Below are 17,410 nucleotides of genomic sequence, written 5' to 3'. Positions count from 1 at the left end.
CCAAGAAGAAAATGCAATCAAGGAGAAGCAAGATGGACAGAAACAGCATCGCAAGGATGCGGGACGATCGTGGAAGCATCGACTTCGTCCAACTGGTGGTTGGGTTGATGATCGTGGCGATCGCCTGCGTCGGGACGTTCCAGGCGCTCGGATTCGGATATGACCACCTGAACGAGCAAATGCGCTACCGCAAGGCGCTCTCGATCGCGCGGTCGTATCTCGAATACTGGCAGGGTCGGATTCACACCGACTTCCACCCCAGCGACATGCAGACCCGGGCTGGTAACTTCGGTCGCGGCCCCCGGATCAAACTCGACGAGGGCGATCCGGCCACCACGACCGATGACATCTACTGCACGGTCGAGTATGGCGGTCTGCAGCCGGTCGATCAAAACACCACCGGCATCGGGACCGATTACTGGAACATCAACGTCCAGGTGATCTGGCAGGAGCGCGGCCATAACCGCGGCGAATTCGAGGAGAAGAGGATCACCCTCTTCGGCTCGATGGTAGCGGCCGAACTATAAGCCGCACACGGACAAGCAACGACGAAATCGTCAGGCGAGCAACAGATAGCCAGGGAGGAGAGCATATGAATGCGCTACGTAAGAGGCTCGCGCGGGAAGACGGGTGGACCTTCATCGAAGCGACCCTCGCGGTCGTCATTATGTCGGTGATGGTCTTGGGGCTCACTATCGTGATGCTGGCTTTTCGGGAACACCTTGACCGGAGTTGGGCCGTCCGCTCGATGGACCAGTACGGAAACGATGTCCTGGAAAACCTGACTCACGATCTGCGCAATGCAGTGGACATCGAGGTGGCCGGCGGGGACAACTCGCCCTACCACCGGGTTCAGGTGAAGTTCCTTAATCCCTATTCCCACGATCGCTTCGACTACAACAACTGGCGCGTCGATACGCGCTCAAATAGGGTCATCGTCAACAACCGGGAACTGCAGCCTTACTTCCCGCCCCGCAATCTGCGTCGCGGCGAGTCGTATGTGATCGAGCAGTTCACGCTAACGCCCTACGGCAAGGAGACTCTGTTCGCCAAGCCCGAGGGCTGGGAGCGCGCCGATGCGCTCCGGCGGGACCCAAAATTCACCAATGCCGCGTACGAGATTCGCTTCAAGATTCGCTACAACCGTAACGCCATGTACACCGACGACGTGAACTGGAGTTACACCCGCGAATACTTCAATCGAGTCTATCTGCGGAACAAGAATCTGATCGTCAAGAAGGGCATCACCGATTGACGGCCGGAACGCCGCAATGCAGTCAGGCTCAAGTTCAATGACTTCACTCAGAGGAGAACGTGCTATGCCACGGAAGAATGTGTCAGGCAACGATGACGGCAACATCCTGATCATGTCGGTCGTCATCACCGCCCTGCTGGTGGCTACGGGGCTCGGCTATATGCAATGGGCTTCCAGCGAGAAGTGGGACTCGGAATACGAGCAGGCCACGATACAGGCCTACTTCCTCGCCCAGCATGGGTTGATCGACAAAGGTCTCGAATATCTCCGCACCCGACAGCCGACCGACCTGCCCCAGGGAACGGTCCTGCTGCCGCCTCCGCCACCGGTGCGAGGCGTCGGCCGGGTGCACGGCGTCAAAGTCCGACGGGTCGTGTCGCTGGGAGATGGAAACGTCTTCCAACGGGCCGACACCTACGACATTTACGCCACCGGACGAGTCGAATTTAAGGGGCAGAACAAGCGAACCTTTTTCCAGCCCTGGCGTCGGGCATCGAATGACTATGCTGTCGTGGACCGCACCGCGACGCTGAGGGCCCGGCTTCGCTCGTTTGCCAACTATATGTATCTCACCAATCTCGAAGCAACCGGATACAACGAGATCATCTGGTTCTGGACGGGAGATACGCTTTGGGGACGGACGCACTCGAACGACTTCATCGGGCTGAAGTATTCACCGATCTTCTACGGGCCGATTTCGACCTCGCAAGACCGGTTCCTATACTACAATCCGCAGAATATCTACTTCGCCTATCCGCCGCAGTTCGGGGTGCCGAAGGTGAACTTCCCGACCACGGCGAACACCCTGCGGGCCGGTGCCAATCCCTTCATCGCCGACGCCAACGGCCGGATGATGACCTGGATCAAGATGCGGGGTGAGCGCGGGATCGACATCTACCAATACCCCTTGGGATCGGCGCCGCGGGAAAGCCTGCTGATGCATCTGGCAATTATTCCCTGGGGCGCAATCTTCGTCGATGGTCAGGTGGAATTGGAAGGGACGGTGGTCGGAAAGATGAGCATCGGCTCTTCCGGCAACATGTGGTTGCTTGACGACATCAAGTATGCCGGCTCGAATCCGCGCACCGGGTTCTTCGGCGATGAGACGCCCAACGAAGCCGGGATGCAGCATATGCTGGGTCTCGTATCGGAGGGGAACATCATCATCAAGAACAACTGGAAGAACGGCAAGGAGAACGGCGTTCAGGTACAGCCCGGAAACTACGACCGCCACTCGATAGCCATCAACGCCGGAATGGTGGCGCTCGGTCAACGAATTACCTACCCCAACCGGAGTGGGTTCACGTTCGAATGGCAGAACGACGACTGGGAACTTTACCAGGGACCGACGCCCGACGAACGGGGTTGGATTTTCTTGAAAGGCGCCGTGACGATGTGGCGCCGCGGCTATGTCCACCGCTCGAATCACATCGGGACCGGCTATCTCAAAGCCTACCACTACGACTTCCGGTTTGACCGGCGCCCGCCTCCTTTCTATCTTGAGGCGGTCGATGAGAACGGACACGGCTTGTTTGACATCATCTCCTGGGGCGAGCAACGCCCGCAGCGCAACTGACGGAGACGCACTATGCAGCCGGCCCTTATCGGGCCTCGGTGAGGGCCGGCTGTCTTCCTCCCGAACCCCGAGGGGAACGGAGCCGTTAGCAGAGACGCCCGGCAGGATTCGCATCGCTTTCTCTATCACGCTTTCGGCTGCGACCTTTCGCGCGTTCGGATTTTCGTATCAAGGGGGGGCTGCCATAGCAGTCCAAACAGGGTGACGCCATGTTCGGAATGGGGAGCAACCTGAGGATCGGCATCGATCTCGGGACGCACAGCATCAAGGTGGCCGTCGTCGAAAAGGCCGGCCCCCGCTTCCGCCTCATCAAGTGGAAGTGCTCGGAACTTTACGCCGGGGGCGAGAAATACGACCCTGAGGGACCGAAGAAGTCGATTGCGGTTCCGCAGTTGATGAAGGTCCTGAATGAAATGGGGATCGTCCCGAAAAAGGTGAAGCACCTCTCGTCGCTGATCGGCGGCCAGCAGGTTGCTGCCAAGGAGATCTCCACCGTTATGCAGACTGAAGCCGAAATGGCCTCGGGACTGCTCCTCGAAGCGCGCAAGCACATTCCGCTCGACGGCAGCGAGACCATCGTCGATTACCAGATCATGGGCGACGATGTCCGCGAATCCGACAAGGTCCGGGTGCTGCTCGTTGCGACGACCCGCAAAGCGTTCGAGATGCACCAGGACTACCTGCGTGAGATCGAACTCAAACCGGGCATCATCGACGTCGAGCCGCTCGCCGTCCTCAACTCCTACGTCATCCACTCCCAACTCCCAGACGAGGGAGTCATCATCTTCCTCCACATTGGCGCCAAACGAACGATCCTCTCGGTCTTCGGCCGGCGCGATATGTTCTTCACCCGCGATCTGCCGGTCGGCGGTCAGTCCTTCACTGAGGAACTGATGCGCAATTACGGCCTCGACTACGAGGAAGCGGAGAAGGTGAAGAAGGCTCAAGGGATGAACCCGCAGATCGAACGGAAGGGCGGTGACGGCGCCGGACTCGGCATCTCAGAGCGGACGACGATGGAGAAGTTGGGCGACGAGATCAATCGTTCGCTCCGTTACTATGTGAAGGAAACCGGCCAGTCGGTCTTCACGCATTTCGTCCTGACCGGAGGCGGCGCAGCACTGATCGGACTCGACACCTACCTGTCGAACAAGTTCAACCTGCCGATGGAACTCTACAATCCGTTCAACCAACTCGACAGCCGGGTGCCGGTCGATACCGAGAACCCCTATCAAATGGCTCCGGCGATCGGACTCGTCATCCGCGGGGACCTCTAACCTATGATCACCCAGTTCACCATCAACCTGAACAAAGGCGAGGATATCGCCGAACGTCAGGTGCGGCGGCGCAAGCGGTTTGAGGTCATCACCATGACCGTCATATTCATCGCTGTCGTCATTCTCTCAGTCTTCAGTTATCGTCAGCACCAGTCGGTGCAGGCGATACTGAATGCCAAACAAGCCATCATCCGCGACATCGACCGCAAACTCGACTCGCTGAAGAAGACCGGCAAGAACATCTCCAAGGAAGACGTTCTGGCGCTGGCCAAACTGGAGCGTGAGCGGGTCCTCTGGACCAAGAAGTTCCTCTCTCTCGGCGAACTGCTGCCTCAGGAGATGGCGCTTACCTATGTCGAGTTCAAGAATAACCTCCTGCTTCTGAAGTTGATCACTACCGTTCGCAGGGACGAGAAGGAGTTCGACAAAGTGAAGGAGATGATCGACCGGCTGCGCGCCTCGCCGCTCTTCTTCCACGACTTCGTCGATATGAAACTAAAGGAGCAGCATCAAACGAAAGTGGAAGATCAGACGATCCTCGCCTTCTCAGTGCTCTGTTCGATAGAGAAAGGCGCGGCAGTCCGGGGAGAACGCTCCGCCGGTGAAAGACGATCCGCGGTGGCTCGCGCCGTCGGCGGCGGCTAATCGTCCAACAGCATCATCCAATCAGGAACTCATTCGATGAAACGAAACCTCGCAATGCTGATCGTGATGGCCCTGTTCGGCGGCACCATTTGGGTCTATTACCAGTGGTTCTACCCGGAGTATCCGAAGCAGATCACCTCCCTCAATCGCACTATTCAGTTGCGCGATGAGAAACTGATCAGCGCTCAAATCATCCACTCGCAACTCGATCTCGTCTCCAACCTGATCGAAAAGAACCTGGCGCTTTCGAAGAGCGACTCGCTCGCCGAAGACGCTTCGCTCCCGTTCCTCGAATACATCACCGGCATTCTGAACAGTCTCGAGATCAAACTGCTCAAACTGGTGCCGGGCAAAAAGTCGGCGCGGCTTGACTACGTCCGGACGCCTTACACCATAACAGTCTCGGCGACTTACGAACAACTGGGCAAATTCGTCAACCAGTTGGAGAAGTCCGAGCGGCTGATCACGGTGGAGCAGTTCGAGATCGACAATGCCGTGCGGAAGTCGGGAGCCCGCGATGACAAAGTCAATTACAAGGCGCACGATATGGTGCTCCGCATTTCGACCCTGACCCTCATCAAACAGCGCTAAGGAAGGACCATAGCAGTGAAAGGACGCGATAAACTCTTCTTCAACCTGCTGCTCTTCCTCTTTCTGGTCGTCATCGGGCTCGTCACCTGGCGGACAATGAACACCCAGAAGGAAGTCAAGCGCTGGGTCGCGGAGATGAAACGGCGGCAGGAGCGCGGGGTCGAAGACCCGGTGCTTCGGGAGACGGTCGATAAGTTGGAATCGGAACTCCGATCCCGGTTGGCTGAGTCGTTTGCCCTGGAGAGGGATCCGCTCGACTTGACCGAGGTCATCAAGACCCGTTCGTTTATTAAGAAGATGCTCGGAAACGTGGCGCTCGTCGAGTCGGATCTGAAGATGCGACTGGCGGCGACGGTGACGAGCGAAAAGGGACCCTCGGCGGTGGTTACCTATAAGAGCCGCAACTGGGTCGTCATGGTGGGGGATTACGTCGGAGATGGTGAAGGACGCTACCGTGTCGAATCGATCGGGGCGAATCGCATGGTGGTGGTCCGCGGCGGTGAGCGGTTATCGTTGGTAACCGAAAAGGCGCCCGATACCAAGGCTGCTGAAGAGCAACTTTACGGTATGGAAGGCGCCAAGATGCCGGTCGTCGAAGTCAAGCAGGTGCCGGTGGGCAATTACTAAACCCCGCTTAAGCACCTGTCGGCGGTCAGCCCGCCGTGTCAACAAGTTCAATGTATAAACCTTAGGGTGAGGAGATCCATGGGCGGAACGCTTCAGGGCCCCAAACTTTTTTCCTTACTGATCAGTGCCACTCTCTGCATCGCACTGCCCGCTGCGGCTCAGCAGCCATCCCAACCGGCGGCAGCCGGCACGGGTCCGGTCAAGTCGATTACCGAGACAGCGCCGGGCCTTCGCACTGTCGTCAGCATCGATGCCGAGGATGCCTATCTGCCGAGCGTCCTATCGATTCTGGCTGCCAAGAGTGGCTTCAACATCGTTACCGGGCCGGGCGTTTCCAAAGAGGAACGGATCACCATCCACCTCAAGGACGCCCCCATCGAAGAGGCTATGAACCTCGTCGTCCGGGCGGCCGGCCTCTCGTATGAAATCGTCGGCAACTCCTTCCTTGTCGCCAAAGCCGACAAACTGAAGGAACAGGTTGGACTCAACTCCTATGTCCTCTCCCTGCAGTATGCCGATGCTGAGGAGGTCAAGAAGATCCTGGGCGACTTCAATGCCCAGATCGAGGTGGACAAGAGCGGCAATAAGTTGCTGGTCATCACCACGCCGAAGATCATCACCGACATCGAGCGGGTGGTGCAGAACATCGACCGCCCGTCGCTTCAGATTACCCTCTCCGCGCGGCTTATCGAAGTGCAGGTTGAGGACGAAGAGCGGCTCGGCATCAACTGGTCGAAACTGGCGACCAACACGTCGATGTTCCTCTACGAAGGCTCCGGCACTCCGACCCAATCGACCGGCGGTCAGACGCAACTCCAGCCCTTCGAGAAACTCGACGACGTCAACGCCATCGGCAACTTCCAGCGCTCGATGCCGATTTGGGAAGTCGCCCTCGATTGGCTTCTGAAGAACAGCCGCGCCGAAGTCCTTGCCAACACCAAGGTCTCGACGATGAACTCCCGGACGGCAACCATCGAACTGGTCGATGTTGTGCCTTACGTTACGAGTTCCGGCGGTATCGGCGGCCAGGTCTCAGTGCAGCGCGAGGAAGTCGGGACGAAACTATCGATCACTCCGCAGGTCAACACCGACGGCTTCATCACGGTGAGCATCCGGCCGGAAGTGTCGTCGATCTTCGAGTTCATCGGACCAGACCAGACGATTCCGCGCGTAGTGCGCCGCTCGTCGAGTATGACCGTGCGGGTGAAGAACCACCAGTCGATCGTCCTCGGCGGCTTGATGGGTATCACCGCCCACAAGACAACGCACAAGGTGCCGTTCTTCGGCGATATTCCCTACATCGGATCGATCTTCCGCTACAACGTCGAAGTCATGCGCAAGACCGACCTGATTATCGAAGTAACGCCGCACATTATCGATGACGAATACACGACCTACATCGGCAAGTCGTCGGAGATCATGCGGACGCATGATCGCTACAAGGACGAGTACAACATCGATCAGGATCAGCCGCTTCCGACAGACTACAAAACCGATGACGAGGATCGGTAGGTCCGTTTGACAGAATGGTCGCTAAAGGCCGGTTTCGTTCGACCGGCCTGCCTGATAACCCGACTGCTGCCTCTATTGGCAGCCCTGTTCTTTGACACGGCACCGCTCTTTGGGCAAGGTGCCAAATTGCCCGGTGGCGTCGATCGCGATCCTCTTGAAGCGCTCATCAACCGCCCGAGCACTCGCACGCCCGGACAGCCAATTGCTTTGGAAGAAGCGATCGATCCGGGGAGATACCGGCTCGGTCCGGGCGATCAACTGGAATTCGCCATCTGGGGCATAGTCGAATTGCACTTCGACCTGATGGTTGCACCCGATGGAACGGTTTCGGTTCCTTCGGTGGGAGGCTTCCGGGTGGCGGAGCGAACGTTGGCCGAAGCCGACAGTGTGCTCAAATCTGCGGCACTGGTATTCTATCCCCGCAGCCGGATCGAACTGAGGCTGACCGGGATACGCACCCGAAGGCTGGCGATAGCCGGCGCAGTGCAAGCCCCCGGACTCTATGACCTGCCGGCCGTTGAGCGGCTCTCGACATTGATCCAACAGGCTGGCGGGTTTGTCACAGCGACGCCGCCAACTTCCTCGCCTCAATCAGGGATGAAGCAGAGATCGTCGGAGCCGGAAGCGAAGAGCGAGAGGTCTCAGGTCTTCGCTCCGGGGGTTGCATCCAAGCGGCGCGTCATTATTGAGCATCGCAACGGCAGCCGATCCCGCGTTGACTTCCTCAGATTCCTGAAACTCGGCGACCGGGAGTTCAACCCGGTGCTTGCCGATGGTGATAGAGTCTCGGTGGCGATGCGCGATAGCACTACGGGTGTTGTTGAGGTGTTGGGTGCGGTAGGCGAACCGGGGTTCCTCGAATGGCTTCCCGGAGACAGGTTGGGGTTGATTCTCGACCTTGCCGGAGGCGTTGCCTCGAATGCCGATAGAAGCGCGGTGCGGGTTGTTCGTCACGCCAGGGTCCAAGCCGGCAGAACCGATACGACACTGAATCTCGACCAGGGTGGATCTGACTTTGCAGTCGAGGCTGAGGACCGGATCTATGTCCGGAAAACGGTGAGCAGCGGGCATCGCTACCGGGTTGAAGTTTCCGGTGAAGTTCAACATCCAGGTTTCTATCCTATCGATCCGGGCCGCACCAGGTTGAGCGAAGTGTTGACTTCGGCAGGCAGTATGACAGAATGGGCGGATACAATGAAAGCCCGGGTCGTCCGTCAGCCACACCCTGGACTGGCTGAGGACGGGGAGTTTGAGCGGTTGCGGGATCTCCAGACGGCGACGCTCTCCGCTGTCGAATATGGCTTTGTGAAAGCCCGGTGGCGCCAGGAAGAACCGGTCGTCACCGCCGACTTTGTTGGGATTCTAAGAGGCAGCAGGGATGCGCTCGACCCCGTCCTTGAGGATGGCGACCGCATCGAAGTGCCTCTCTATTCAGGAACGATCCGGATTATAGGTCAGGTTGCCCGGCCCGGCTATTCACAGTGGCGCCCGGGTTACCGAATGGAAGACTACATCGCCGCCGCCGGCGGCTATTTATGGAATGCCAATAAGGGCGCAGTTCGGATTATCAAGAGTGAAAGCGGCGCCTGGGTGAAACCGGGCAAATCGGTTAAGATTGAAGCCGGGGATACGATCGTTATCCCCGACAAGCGAGAGTTGAGCGCTTGGGAGACCTGGAAGGAAGTCCTTCTGGCGATATCCCAGGTGGCTACGGTGTTGATTGTGATACGTTCGTTCTGATTGGACCACAACGCGATGCCCGCCGCCCTCTGGCGGCGGGAATGTAAGGATGAAATGGCACAAGCAAAAGAAGCCACGGAGAGAAAGAGAATGAAGAGACTCGTCACGTTCGCATTACTGCTGTCGGTCGTCGTCAGCCTCGGGTTGACACTCGGCTGCGACAGCAACAAGACCGGAACCGGACTGCCCCCGACCGGCGGCGGCCCGGCCTACATCGAACTCCGGTCCACGACTTCCACCATTCGCGGATTCAACGGCGACGTCAAGACCGCCGAAGTAACGGCCATTGCCCGTGATGCGCAGGGCGTAGCCGTCTCCGGCGCGAAGATCGATTTCGCCATCATCAATCCGCAGCCCTACAAGGGTGCCGTTTCGCGGCCGTCGGCCGCGGACACGATGACCAGTGACAACGGGGAACTGAAGGCCATCTATACGGTCTCAATCTCCCGCACCACCGATGTGATCGTCGAAGCGCGCTCGGGCAATGTCACCAACCGGATTACCCTGTCGGTCATCGTCGTCGATGACATCCTGGGGACGCTCAGCATCGAATCGGAGAGCCGCCGCGGTGTGCTCGCCGTGCCGCCCGGATCATCCGGCAGCATGATGGTGACCGCGACGCTCGTCGATACGGGGGGTCGGGCGCTCCAGGGTATGCAGGTCAATTTCCGCACTGAGCCGGCCGGTCTCGGCTCGATCGACAGCGACACCGGAACGACCGACGTGAACGGCCGCACTTCGCGCCGCTTCACCTCGATCGTCGGCAATTACGGTATCTGCCGGGTCGTCGCTTCGGTCGGCATCAAGGTCGCCAGCACCAACATCGAGGTGCGCCCGGTCGCGGCTCCGGCAAATATCGACATCCTGGCCGATGCGGCGGTCGTCTCGGCGCCCGAAGGCGTCGATATGATCATCAACATCGAGGCGATCGTTACCGATTCCAATCGCGTCGGCGTTCCGGGCACCCCGGTGGCGTTCGAAGCGATCCCCATCGGCGGCGGGTCAACCTTCGGCGTGATCGCAGCGCGGGACACCACCGACCTCGATGGACGGGTGACAACCCAATTCCGCAGCCTTGGCAATTTTGGCGCCCAGGATATTCGGGCTCGCGCGCTGCCTTCGGCGGACGATGCGGAAGGTCCGTTCATCGAGAAGTCGCTTCGGATCGAAGTGAAGCGGCAGACGATCGGCATCCGGTCGCTTTCGATTCGCGCTACGCCCAGTTTCATGCAACTTCCGGCCGATTCCCTCGGCATGGCGAACATCCGGGCGACGGTGCTCGATGAGTTCAATCGCGGCGTCAAGGACGTCCGGGTTGATTACAGCACCGACCTCGGCGCGCTTGCGAATATTACCACAACCGACTCCACCGGTGTATCCCGGGCGGTCTTCGTCAACAACTATCAGCAGGGCATTGCGACGATCTCGGCATCGATTGCCGGGACGAACCTCTCCGCCTCCGCGCGCATCGAAGTGCGGCAGTCGCAAGACCTGAGCGGAACGTTGCAACTGACCACCGACCGGGGATCGATCTTCGCCGACAACGGCCTCACCTTTGCCAATCTGGTAGCCGTCCTCAAGGATGAGGATGGACAGGTTCTGACCGGCAAGCCGATCATCTTCACGTCGCGCTTCGGTGCCGTGAATTCACCGGTCAACACCGACACCAGTGGCATCGCCCGGGCGGTCTTCACCGATATCGGCGTCCCTTCGGTCGATGAGTCGGGCAATCCAGTGCCGGATGTGATCACTGCACGTTACGACCCGCTCGGTCTGACCGCACAGGTCGAGATCACCATTCTGCCGCGCAATCCCGTCAGCAGCGTATCGCTGCGTGCCGGAGCGGCTCAAATGATTGCCGGTCGGGGCGATTCGACAGCCGTCGTAGCAACCTGCCTGCTGGCCAACGGAGCCTTCGCTCCCGCAGGAACCTTCGTTATCTTCGATGTCGATGAAGGTCGGTTCAGCAGCGCCGGGGTTCCGGTTGTCGGTACATCCGGTCAAGCCGAAACCAAATATATCGCCGGCACCCTGGTGGGAACGGCTCACCTGACGGCTTCGGTGACGAATCCGCCTCCGGATTCCAACGAAGTCGTCTCGAATATTGTCGAGATCCAACTGATTCCCGGTGCTCCGACGCAGATTCGCGTAACGACCGACCGTCCCTTCCTGACGACCAACGATCCCTCCACCTTTGCGACCATCTCCGCACTGGTGATGGACACCCTGGGCAATCCGGTCGGGGCGGGCAAGTTGCTCAACTTCGCCACCGACCTGGGCAACATCGCCGGGGCATCGTCGGTAACCGACTCGGGAGGCGTCGCCACCGCGCGGCTCTTCTCCGGTGTTTCTGCAGGCCCGGCGACGGTGACGGCGACGCATATCCTTCCGGGAGGTGCGGGAGTCATCAGCGGCAATGTCGTCGTTACGTTCATAGCCGGATCTCCCAACGCCATCGAACTTACGGCTGACCCGATCAATATTCAGGTCCGGGGCAGCGGCGGCAGGGAGAGCGCCCGGCTGACGGCTCGTATCTTCGACGCCAACGGCAATCCGGTCGAGACCGCCAACACCGTCGTCTTCGAATTGCTGCGCGAGGAAGCCCCGCCGGTTGGCTGCAATATCAACGGCCGCGGCGCAGTTGACTCGACTGTTACCGCCGGCGGCACGGCAAATGCAACCCTCAACTCCGGCACCCGTATCGGCGGTAAGTTAATTCGGGCTTACACCTGGCGCGATCCGGCTACCCGGCGCGACACGGTGCAGGTGACGATCTCCAATGTTGCCGTTGTAGCAGGCCCGCCGTTCCAGTTGGACATCGACGTCAACGACGACGGCGACGACGCCGGCGGAGGCGCCTGGGTGATCGAGGTCTCGACCCGCGTCTGGGACATCAACCGCAACCCGGTAGCCAACAGCATACCGGTGATCCTGACCGTCGATCCGCCGATCGCCAACGTTTCCCCCGGATTCACCGGCAACAATGGCCGCCGCGGCGCGCCGACGCAAGGCCTGGCTTACGCCGATCTGGTCTATAACAGCATCAACACGTTCGACAACATCACCATATCGGCTGAGGTGCAGGGCTTGAATGGCGTGATCATGGGTGAGCGGCCGCACAAACTGCCGCTCCAGGACGGACAGATCAGCCTTAACATCGACCCGCAGAACTGGATGATCGATGACGAACCCAACCTGATCGTCCGCTGCTGGGCGATCCTGCGGGACGGTCACCAGATTCTGATCAACAACGGACCGATCCTCTTCACGTCGAACCGCGCACGGTTCTGGTGGTATGACTTCCAGGCCCGAAACTATCGCGAGTTCTTCCCGGATCCGGCCCGTAAGTTGACCGGCCTCGTCGATAACCGCAACAACGAGCCGCAGGGAACTGCGACGGTCTTCCTGCGCGGCGTGATGGACGACTTCTTCCTCGATCCCTTCACGCTCGAAGTGACCGTTCAGATCAATGCCACTGTCGAAGGCTACAACGATGTAGCCGCCGATCCGGCATTCCTCTTCGTAACGCGGCACGGCTGATCCAAAGACCTGTAAAGTCATCGGGTCAAGGCTTGGGCGCGGCGTCCGGCGACTGCCGGACGCCGCGCCCGTAAAGAAGCGCATTGAACCAGGAAAGGCGGACAAAAATGTCCACCCTCCGACAGTAGTAGGACAGACATTCCTGTCTGTCCGCAATTCCGATTGGAAGCACGCGTAGTTTCACGAGTGGACAGACAGGATTGTCTGTCCTACTGAATGCGAAATCGTATAACATAACCGCACGGCAAAACCATCACCAACGACGCCCGCATGGCGGGAGTCGGACTTTAGGAAGATCAGACACCCCTTATGGAAGCGACCAAGCATCTTTCCAGCGCCAACCGCCTCGGAGACATCCTCGTTGCGGAAGGCATCATCTCGGACGAACAACTCCGCAAGACTCTCGCCGAGCAGCAATATTCCAGCGAGCGACTCGGTTCGCTCCTGATGCGGCTCGGATTCGCCGTCGAGGAGAACATCTACAATGGTCTCTCGCGGCAGATGTCGATCCCGTTCATCTCCAACGACCAGTTGCTCGAAGCCCCCGAAGAAGTCGTGAGGGTCATTCCCGAGGCTTTTGCCCGCGAAAACACCCTCATCGCGCATAAGTTCGCGGACCAGTCGTTGCTCGTGGCGATGGCCGATCCGGAAGACATTATCGCCATCGACAACCTCCAGAAGTTGACCGACCGCCGGGTGGTGAGCGCGCTGGCGACGCCGAGCGGTATCCGTTCGGCGATAGAGCAACTCTACGTGCGCATCCGCAAGGCTGGCGAAGTCAAGGATGTCATCGGCGACTTGCAGATCTTTGCCGAGGCTGAGGGCGACGAAGAGGGCCTGGTCGATATGACCAAGGAGCAGACCGGCATCGATGACGCACCGGTCGTCAAACTGGTCAACCTGATCATTTCCGACGCTTTGAAGGAGCGCGCCACCGACATCCACATCGAGTGGCAGGACGACTACATCTCGGTCCGCTATCGTATCGACGGTGTGCTCCAGGAGGTGATGACGCCTCCGCACTCGGCGCATCCCGGTATCGTGAGCCGTATCAAGATTATCTCGCGCCTCAATATCGCAGAAAAGCGTCTGCCGCAGGACGGACGGTTCTCCATCCGGGCCGCCGACCGCGAGGTGGACGTCCGCGTCTCGATCCTGCCGACGGTGAATGGCGAAAAGATCGTGATGCGACTCCTTGACAAGACCGGCTTCAGCCGGTCGCTGACCCAATTGGGAATGGAGCCGGAGTTCCTGAAGATATTCAAGCGGAACATCATCCAGCCCTACGGAATGATCATCGTCTCGGGGCCAACCGGGTCGGGCAAGTCCACGACGCTCTACGCCTCGCTTAACGAGATCAAGACCATCGAAGACAACATCACCACCGTCGAAGACCCGGTCGAATACCATACCAACGGCATCAATCAGGTGCAGGTGAAGCCGAAGATCGGGCTCACCTTCTCGGCGGCGCTGCGGTCGATCCTTCGACAGGACCCGGACAAGTTGCTGATCGGTGAGATCCGCGACGGCGAAACGGCCGACATCGCGGTGAAGTTCAGCCTCACCGGGCACGTCGTCTTTACGACCCTGCACGCCAACGACGCCCCGGCGACGATCACCCGTCTGATCGATATCGGGGTGCCACCGTTCCTGGTCGGATCGTGCCTGCTTCTGGTGATGGCGCAACGGCTCGTGCGCAAGATCTGCACCAAGTGCCGCCACGAATACGATCCGGACGAGTTTGAAATGGGCGCGCTCAATATGTCGGACGAAGAGAAGGCGCGCTTCGCGGGGATCAAGTTCTATCGCGGCAAAGGCTGCGTCCACTGCCGCAACACGGGCTACTACGACCGGACCGGCATTTTCGAGATCCTCGAGGTGAAGGGGATCATCCGGCGGATGATCTTCGACAACGCGAACCAGGAGGAAATCCGCGAGGAAGCCATCCGGCGCGGAATGGTGTCGCTGCGGGAAGCCGGTCTCCGCAAGGTCGCAGCCGGCACGACGACGATCCGCGAACTTCTCCGCGTCACGGTGCAGGAATACGATTAGGGTAATGGTTTTGTGGTCGAACTGGGCAGACATCAAGTTTGTCGTAGAGCATCACCAGGACGGGTATGTGGCATATCCGCTGGGCGTCGAGGGGGTGGTTGTCGGGGAGGGCGAAACCGCAGAAGAAGCGCTCGAAAATGCCCGGTCGGCGCTCCGTTTCCACATAGAGACGTTTGGCTACGAAGTTCTTTCATGCCCGACAACTCTTAAGTGCATTTGTCACCGAATCGGTCGTGTGAGTAATCCACGCGGTTTCCTCGTGATGCTGCCAAAGCAGATGTAATGGCCGCGCTTAGGCGTTTGGGATTCGAGATTGCAAGAACTGGCACCCATATGGCAATGATTCGCGCCAACTCCGATGGCACATCGACACCTTTGACCATGCCGAATCACTACCGCATCAAAGGATCCACCTTGAGAGTGAAATACGCCCAGGCAGGGATAAGTCGCAGCGAGTTTCTTGATGCGTTCAATGGTCTTTAGAAGAGAATATGCCGTCAGGAGTCCGCGCCGGAAATATAAGCCAAGATTGCATTTATCTTCTAATGCGAAGTTGTGTTCAGTAGGACCGACATTCTTGTCTGTCGTTCTCGTGAATGACTAAACACCAATCGGAAAGACGGACAGACAAGAATGTCGGTCCTACTGAATTGGTGTCCGTTCGAATGCAAATTGGCATAATGTCTGCGATCACCTATAGAGGACTATTCACTTGGCTAAAGCAGAGATAAAGACCAAACAGAATGATATGAGCGTTCTGGGGTATCTCTCGACCGTTCAGGATGCCCAGCAGCGCAAGGACGGCGAAGCCCTGTTGCGCCTTTTCAGCGAGATAACCGGACTTGAACCCAAGATGTGGGGCGACAGCATCATCGGTTATGGCAACGTCGAGATTAAGTCCCCTTCTTCCGGGCGGGTAGTGGACTGGTTCTATGCCGGTTATGCGCTTCGCAAGGGGAAGATTACGCTCTATTTGACTCACGATGCGGCTCAGTATGCCGGACTTCTCGCCCGCCTCGGCAAGGTGAAGCATGGCAAGGGCTGCATCTACATCAACAAACTGGCCGATGTGAATCTCGAAGTCCTCACTGAAATAATCCAGTCGGCGGTGGACTTTAACCTTAAGAATTGGTGAGGGGCCTCCGTCTTTGCCCGGTAGGGGCGCGATTCATCGCGCCAGTATCACGCTGTCAGGTGCCCTCACCTGACGACCTAGACCAAAGGCACAACATAGGCCTTAAACAATGCTGACCGCCTACATCAAAGCCGCTATGAAGCGGGCGAAATATGAGATCATCGACGATCCCAATCCCTTCTATGGCGAAATCCCCGATCTCCCCGGCGTCTGGGCAAACGGATCGACACTTGAAGCGTGTCGGGATGAGTTGGAAGAAGTGCTGGAGGGGTGGATACAACTTGGAATCGAAGAAGGCGACAAGATACCGGTGCTGGACGGGATCGACCTGAACATAGACTTGCAACCGGAACTTGTTGGAGCCGACTAAGTATCCATGGCACGATAGAAAATATCTCTGGAGTCTTCAATGGATGAGCAAACTGCCAACTTATACGCCATTGTGGGAGCATTGGCTGCAATATTCTTACTCATAGCACTGATTTTTCAACCATCCGAGCGCGAAATAATGGATTCTTGGATGGGTGCTCATGAGTCCGAGGTAATTGCCGCGTGGGGACCACCCGATAGAATTGCGGAAGATGGCAAGGGGGGAAAAATACTCATTTATGAGCAAATCGAACAAAGGGCATCGCCATCATCCGGGAAGGCAACAATTCGCACATATGATGATAAAGCAGTTATTGATTTCCAAGAGGAGCACGGTGCAATCAAAGTGTATAGAAGAGCACACATGTTTTATCTGAACGAATATGGTTATGTATACTATTGGATGATTAGGTGAGTGGCTTCAGGCAACTCCACTGTCTCATGAAAGCAACAGAATATCTTGCGGATTAACACAAAATACGCCGTTTGCGGCAGGATTTCTTCGACGCCGCGCTGGCGCTTGAAGCCGAGAGCGAAGGCGGAGAAGGGATTACCACAGACGAGTTGCTTACGGGAAAACGAACTTGACTTTTCAATCGCGAACAAGAAGTAACTATGATCACAAACTGTGCTAACCGAATACATACAATTAGCCCTTTCCAAGGCTCATTACAAAATTATTGAAGACCCCAATCCCTTCTTCGGCTGGGTAGAGGAATTGCCCGGTTGTTGGGCTAATGGTCCGACGCTCGAAGCCTGTAGGGAGGAACTCCGCGAGGTCATTGAGGATTGGATATTAATCACCAATCGGCTCGGCGAGCCGCTTCCCGTTATTGATTGGTAGGATTGTTGAGATCGTAAAAGAAGGGCGAATCGCCTTACGCGATTCGCCCCTACTGGATACCGACTTCCGTCGGTATGAAAGGATAGCGGATTCCAGCTTTCGCTGGAATGATGAGGAAGTATAGATTCCCGCCTGCGCGGGAATGACACCGAACGTTACTAACTGCCCAATAGAGAGCAGCACCCTATGCCCAATTTCCAATACGTCGTTACTGACGCCAAAGGCATCCGGCGCGAAGACCGCATCC

At 58.0% G+C, this 17,410-nt stretch carries 16 protein-coding genes and 1 pseudogene; all 17 read left to right on the top strand.

Annotated elements, in window-relative coordinates:
- The first annotated feature begins 32 nt into the window (after positions 1–32).
- The 17 genes and pseudogenes from FJY67_04805 (at position 33) to FJY67_04725 (ending at position 17,163) form a co-directional block, all read left to right on the top strand.
- The gene (locus tag FJY67_04805; GenBank protein MBM3328783.1) at positions 33–527 is read left to right on the top strand and encodes a hypothetical protein; all 495 of its coding nucleotides are present in this window, start codon (positions 33–35) and stop codon (positions 525–527) included.
- A gap of 65 nt (positions 528–592) precedes the next feature.
- Positions 593–1,255: a hypothetical protein gene (locus FJY67_04800; protein ID MBM3328782.1), complete on the top strand. Its 663-nt coding sequence runs from the start codon at positions 593–595 to the stop codon at positions 1,253–1,255.
- 64 nt (positions 1,256–1,319) lie between these two features.
- Positions 1,320–2,831, top strand: a complete 1,512-nt coding sequence (locus tag FJY67_04795) for a hypothetical protein (GenBank protein ID MBM3328781.1) — start codon at positions 1,320–1,322, stop codon at positions 2,829–2,831.
- 209 nt (positions 2,832–3,040) lie between these two features.
- A complete protein-coding gene (gene pilM, locus FJY67_04790; protein ID MBM3328780.1) occupies positions 3,041–4,108 on the top strand; it encodes a type IV pilus assembly protein PilM in 1,068 nt (355 codons plus the stop codon).
- 3 nt (positions 4,109–4,111) lie between these two features.
- A complete protein-coding gene (locus tag FJY67_04785; GenBank protein MBM3328779.1) occupies positions 4,112–4,753 on the top strand; it encodes a hypothetical protein in 642 nt (213 codons plus the stop codon).
- A gap of 36 nt (positions 4,754–4,789) precedes the next feature.
- On the top strand, positions 4,790–5,344 hold the full coding sequence (locus FJY67_04780) for a hypothetical protein (protein MBM3328778.1): 555 nt from the start codon (positions 4,790–4,792) through the stop codon (positions 5,342–5,344).
- A gap of 15 nt (positions 5,345–5,359) precedes the next feature.
- Positions 5,360–5,971 (top strand): hypothetical protein, encoded by a 612-nt coding sequence (locus FJY67_04775; GenBank protein MBM3328777.1) that lies wholly within the window; start codon positions 5,360–5,362, stop codon positions 5,969–5,971.
- A gap of 78 nt (positions 5,972–6,049) precedes the next feature.
- On the top strand, positions 6,050–7,483 hold the full coding sequence (locus tag FJY67_04770) for a hypothetical protein (protein MBM3328776.1): 1,434 nt from the start codon (positions 6,050–6,052) through the stop codon (positions 7,481–7,483).
- 6 nt (positions 7,484–7,489) lie between these two features.
- On the top strand, positions 7,490–9,223 hold the full coding sequence (locus FJY67_04765; GenBank protein MBM3328775.1) for a hypothetical protein: 1,734 nt from the start codon (positions 7,490–7,492) through the stop codon (positions 9,221–9,223).
- Positions 9,224–9,313: 90 nt separating this feature from the next.
- Entirely contained in the window at positions 9,314–12,763 is a 3,450-nt protein-coding gene (locus tag FJY67_04760) for a hypothetical protein (protein ID MBM3328774.1), read from the top strand.
- Positions 12,764–13,072: 309 nt separating this feature from the next.
- Positions 13,073–14,815 carry a pilus assembly protein PilB gene (locus tag FJY67_04755; GenBank protein MBM3328773.1) on the top strand — a complete coding sequence of 581 codons (1,743 nt, stop codon included), beginning with the start codon at positions 13,073–13,075 and terminating at the stop codon, positions 14,813–14,815.
- 4 nt (positions 14,816–14,819) lie between these two features.
- Positions 14,820–15,054 (top strand): annotated as a pseudogene (locus tag FJY67_04750) (type II toxin-antitoxin system HicB family antitoxin).
- 43 nt (positions 15,055–15,097) lie between these two features.
- Entirely contained in the window at positions 15,098–15,298 is a 201-nt protein-coding gene (locus FJY67_04745; protein MBM3328772.1) for a type II toxin-antitoxin system HicA family toxin, read from the top strand.
- 229 nt (positions 15,299–15,527) lie between these two features.
- A complete protein-coding gene (locus FJY67_04740) occupies positions 15,528–15,950 on the top strand; it encodes a DUF1801 domain-containing protein (protein ID MBM3328771.1) in 423 nt (140 codons plus the stop codon).
- Positions 15,951–16,059: 109 nt separating this feature from the next.
- Entirely contained in the window at positions 16,060–16,320 is a 261-nt protein-coding gene (locus FJY67_04735) for a type II toxin-antitoxin system HicB family antitoxin (GenBank protein ID MBM3328770.1), read from the top strand.
- 39 nt (positions 16,321–16,359) lie between these two features.
- On the top strand, positions 16,360–16,734 hold the full coding sequence (locus tag FJY67_04730) for a hypothetical protein (GenBank protein MBM3328769.1): 375 nt from the start codon (positions 16,360–16,362) through the stop codon (positions 16,732–16,734).
- Positions 16,735–16,947: 213 nt separating this feature from the next.
- Positions 16,948–17,163: a type II toxin-antitoxin system HicB family antitoxin gene (locus FJY67_04725; protein ID MBM3328768.1), complete on the top strand. Its 216-nt coding sequence runs from the start codon at positions 16,948–16,950 to the stop codon at positions 17,161–17,163.
- The last annotated feature ends 247 nt before the right edge of the window (positions 17,164–17,410 follow it).

The organism is Calditrichota bacterium, from assembly GCA_016867835.1.
Taxonomy (GTDB): domain Bacteria; phylum Electryoneota; class AABM5-125-24; order Hatepunaeales; family Hatepunaeaceae; genus VGIQ01.
This window is presented reverse-complemented; position numbering and strand designations above follow the sequence as displayed.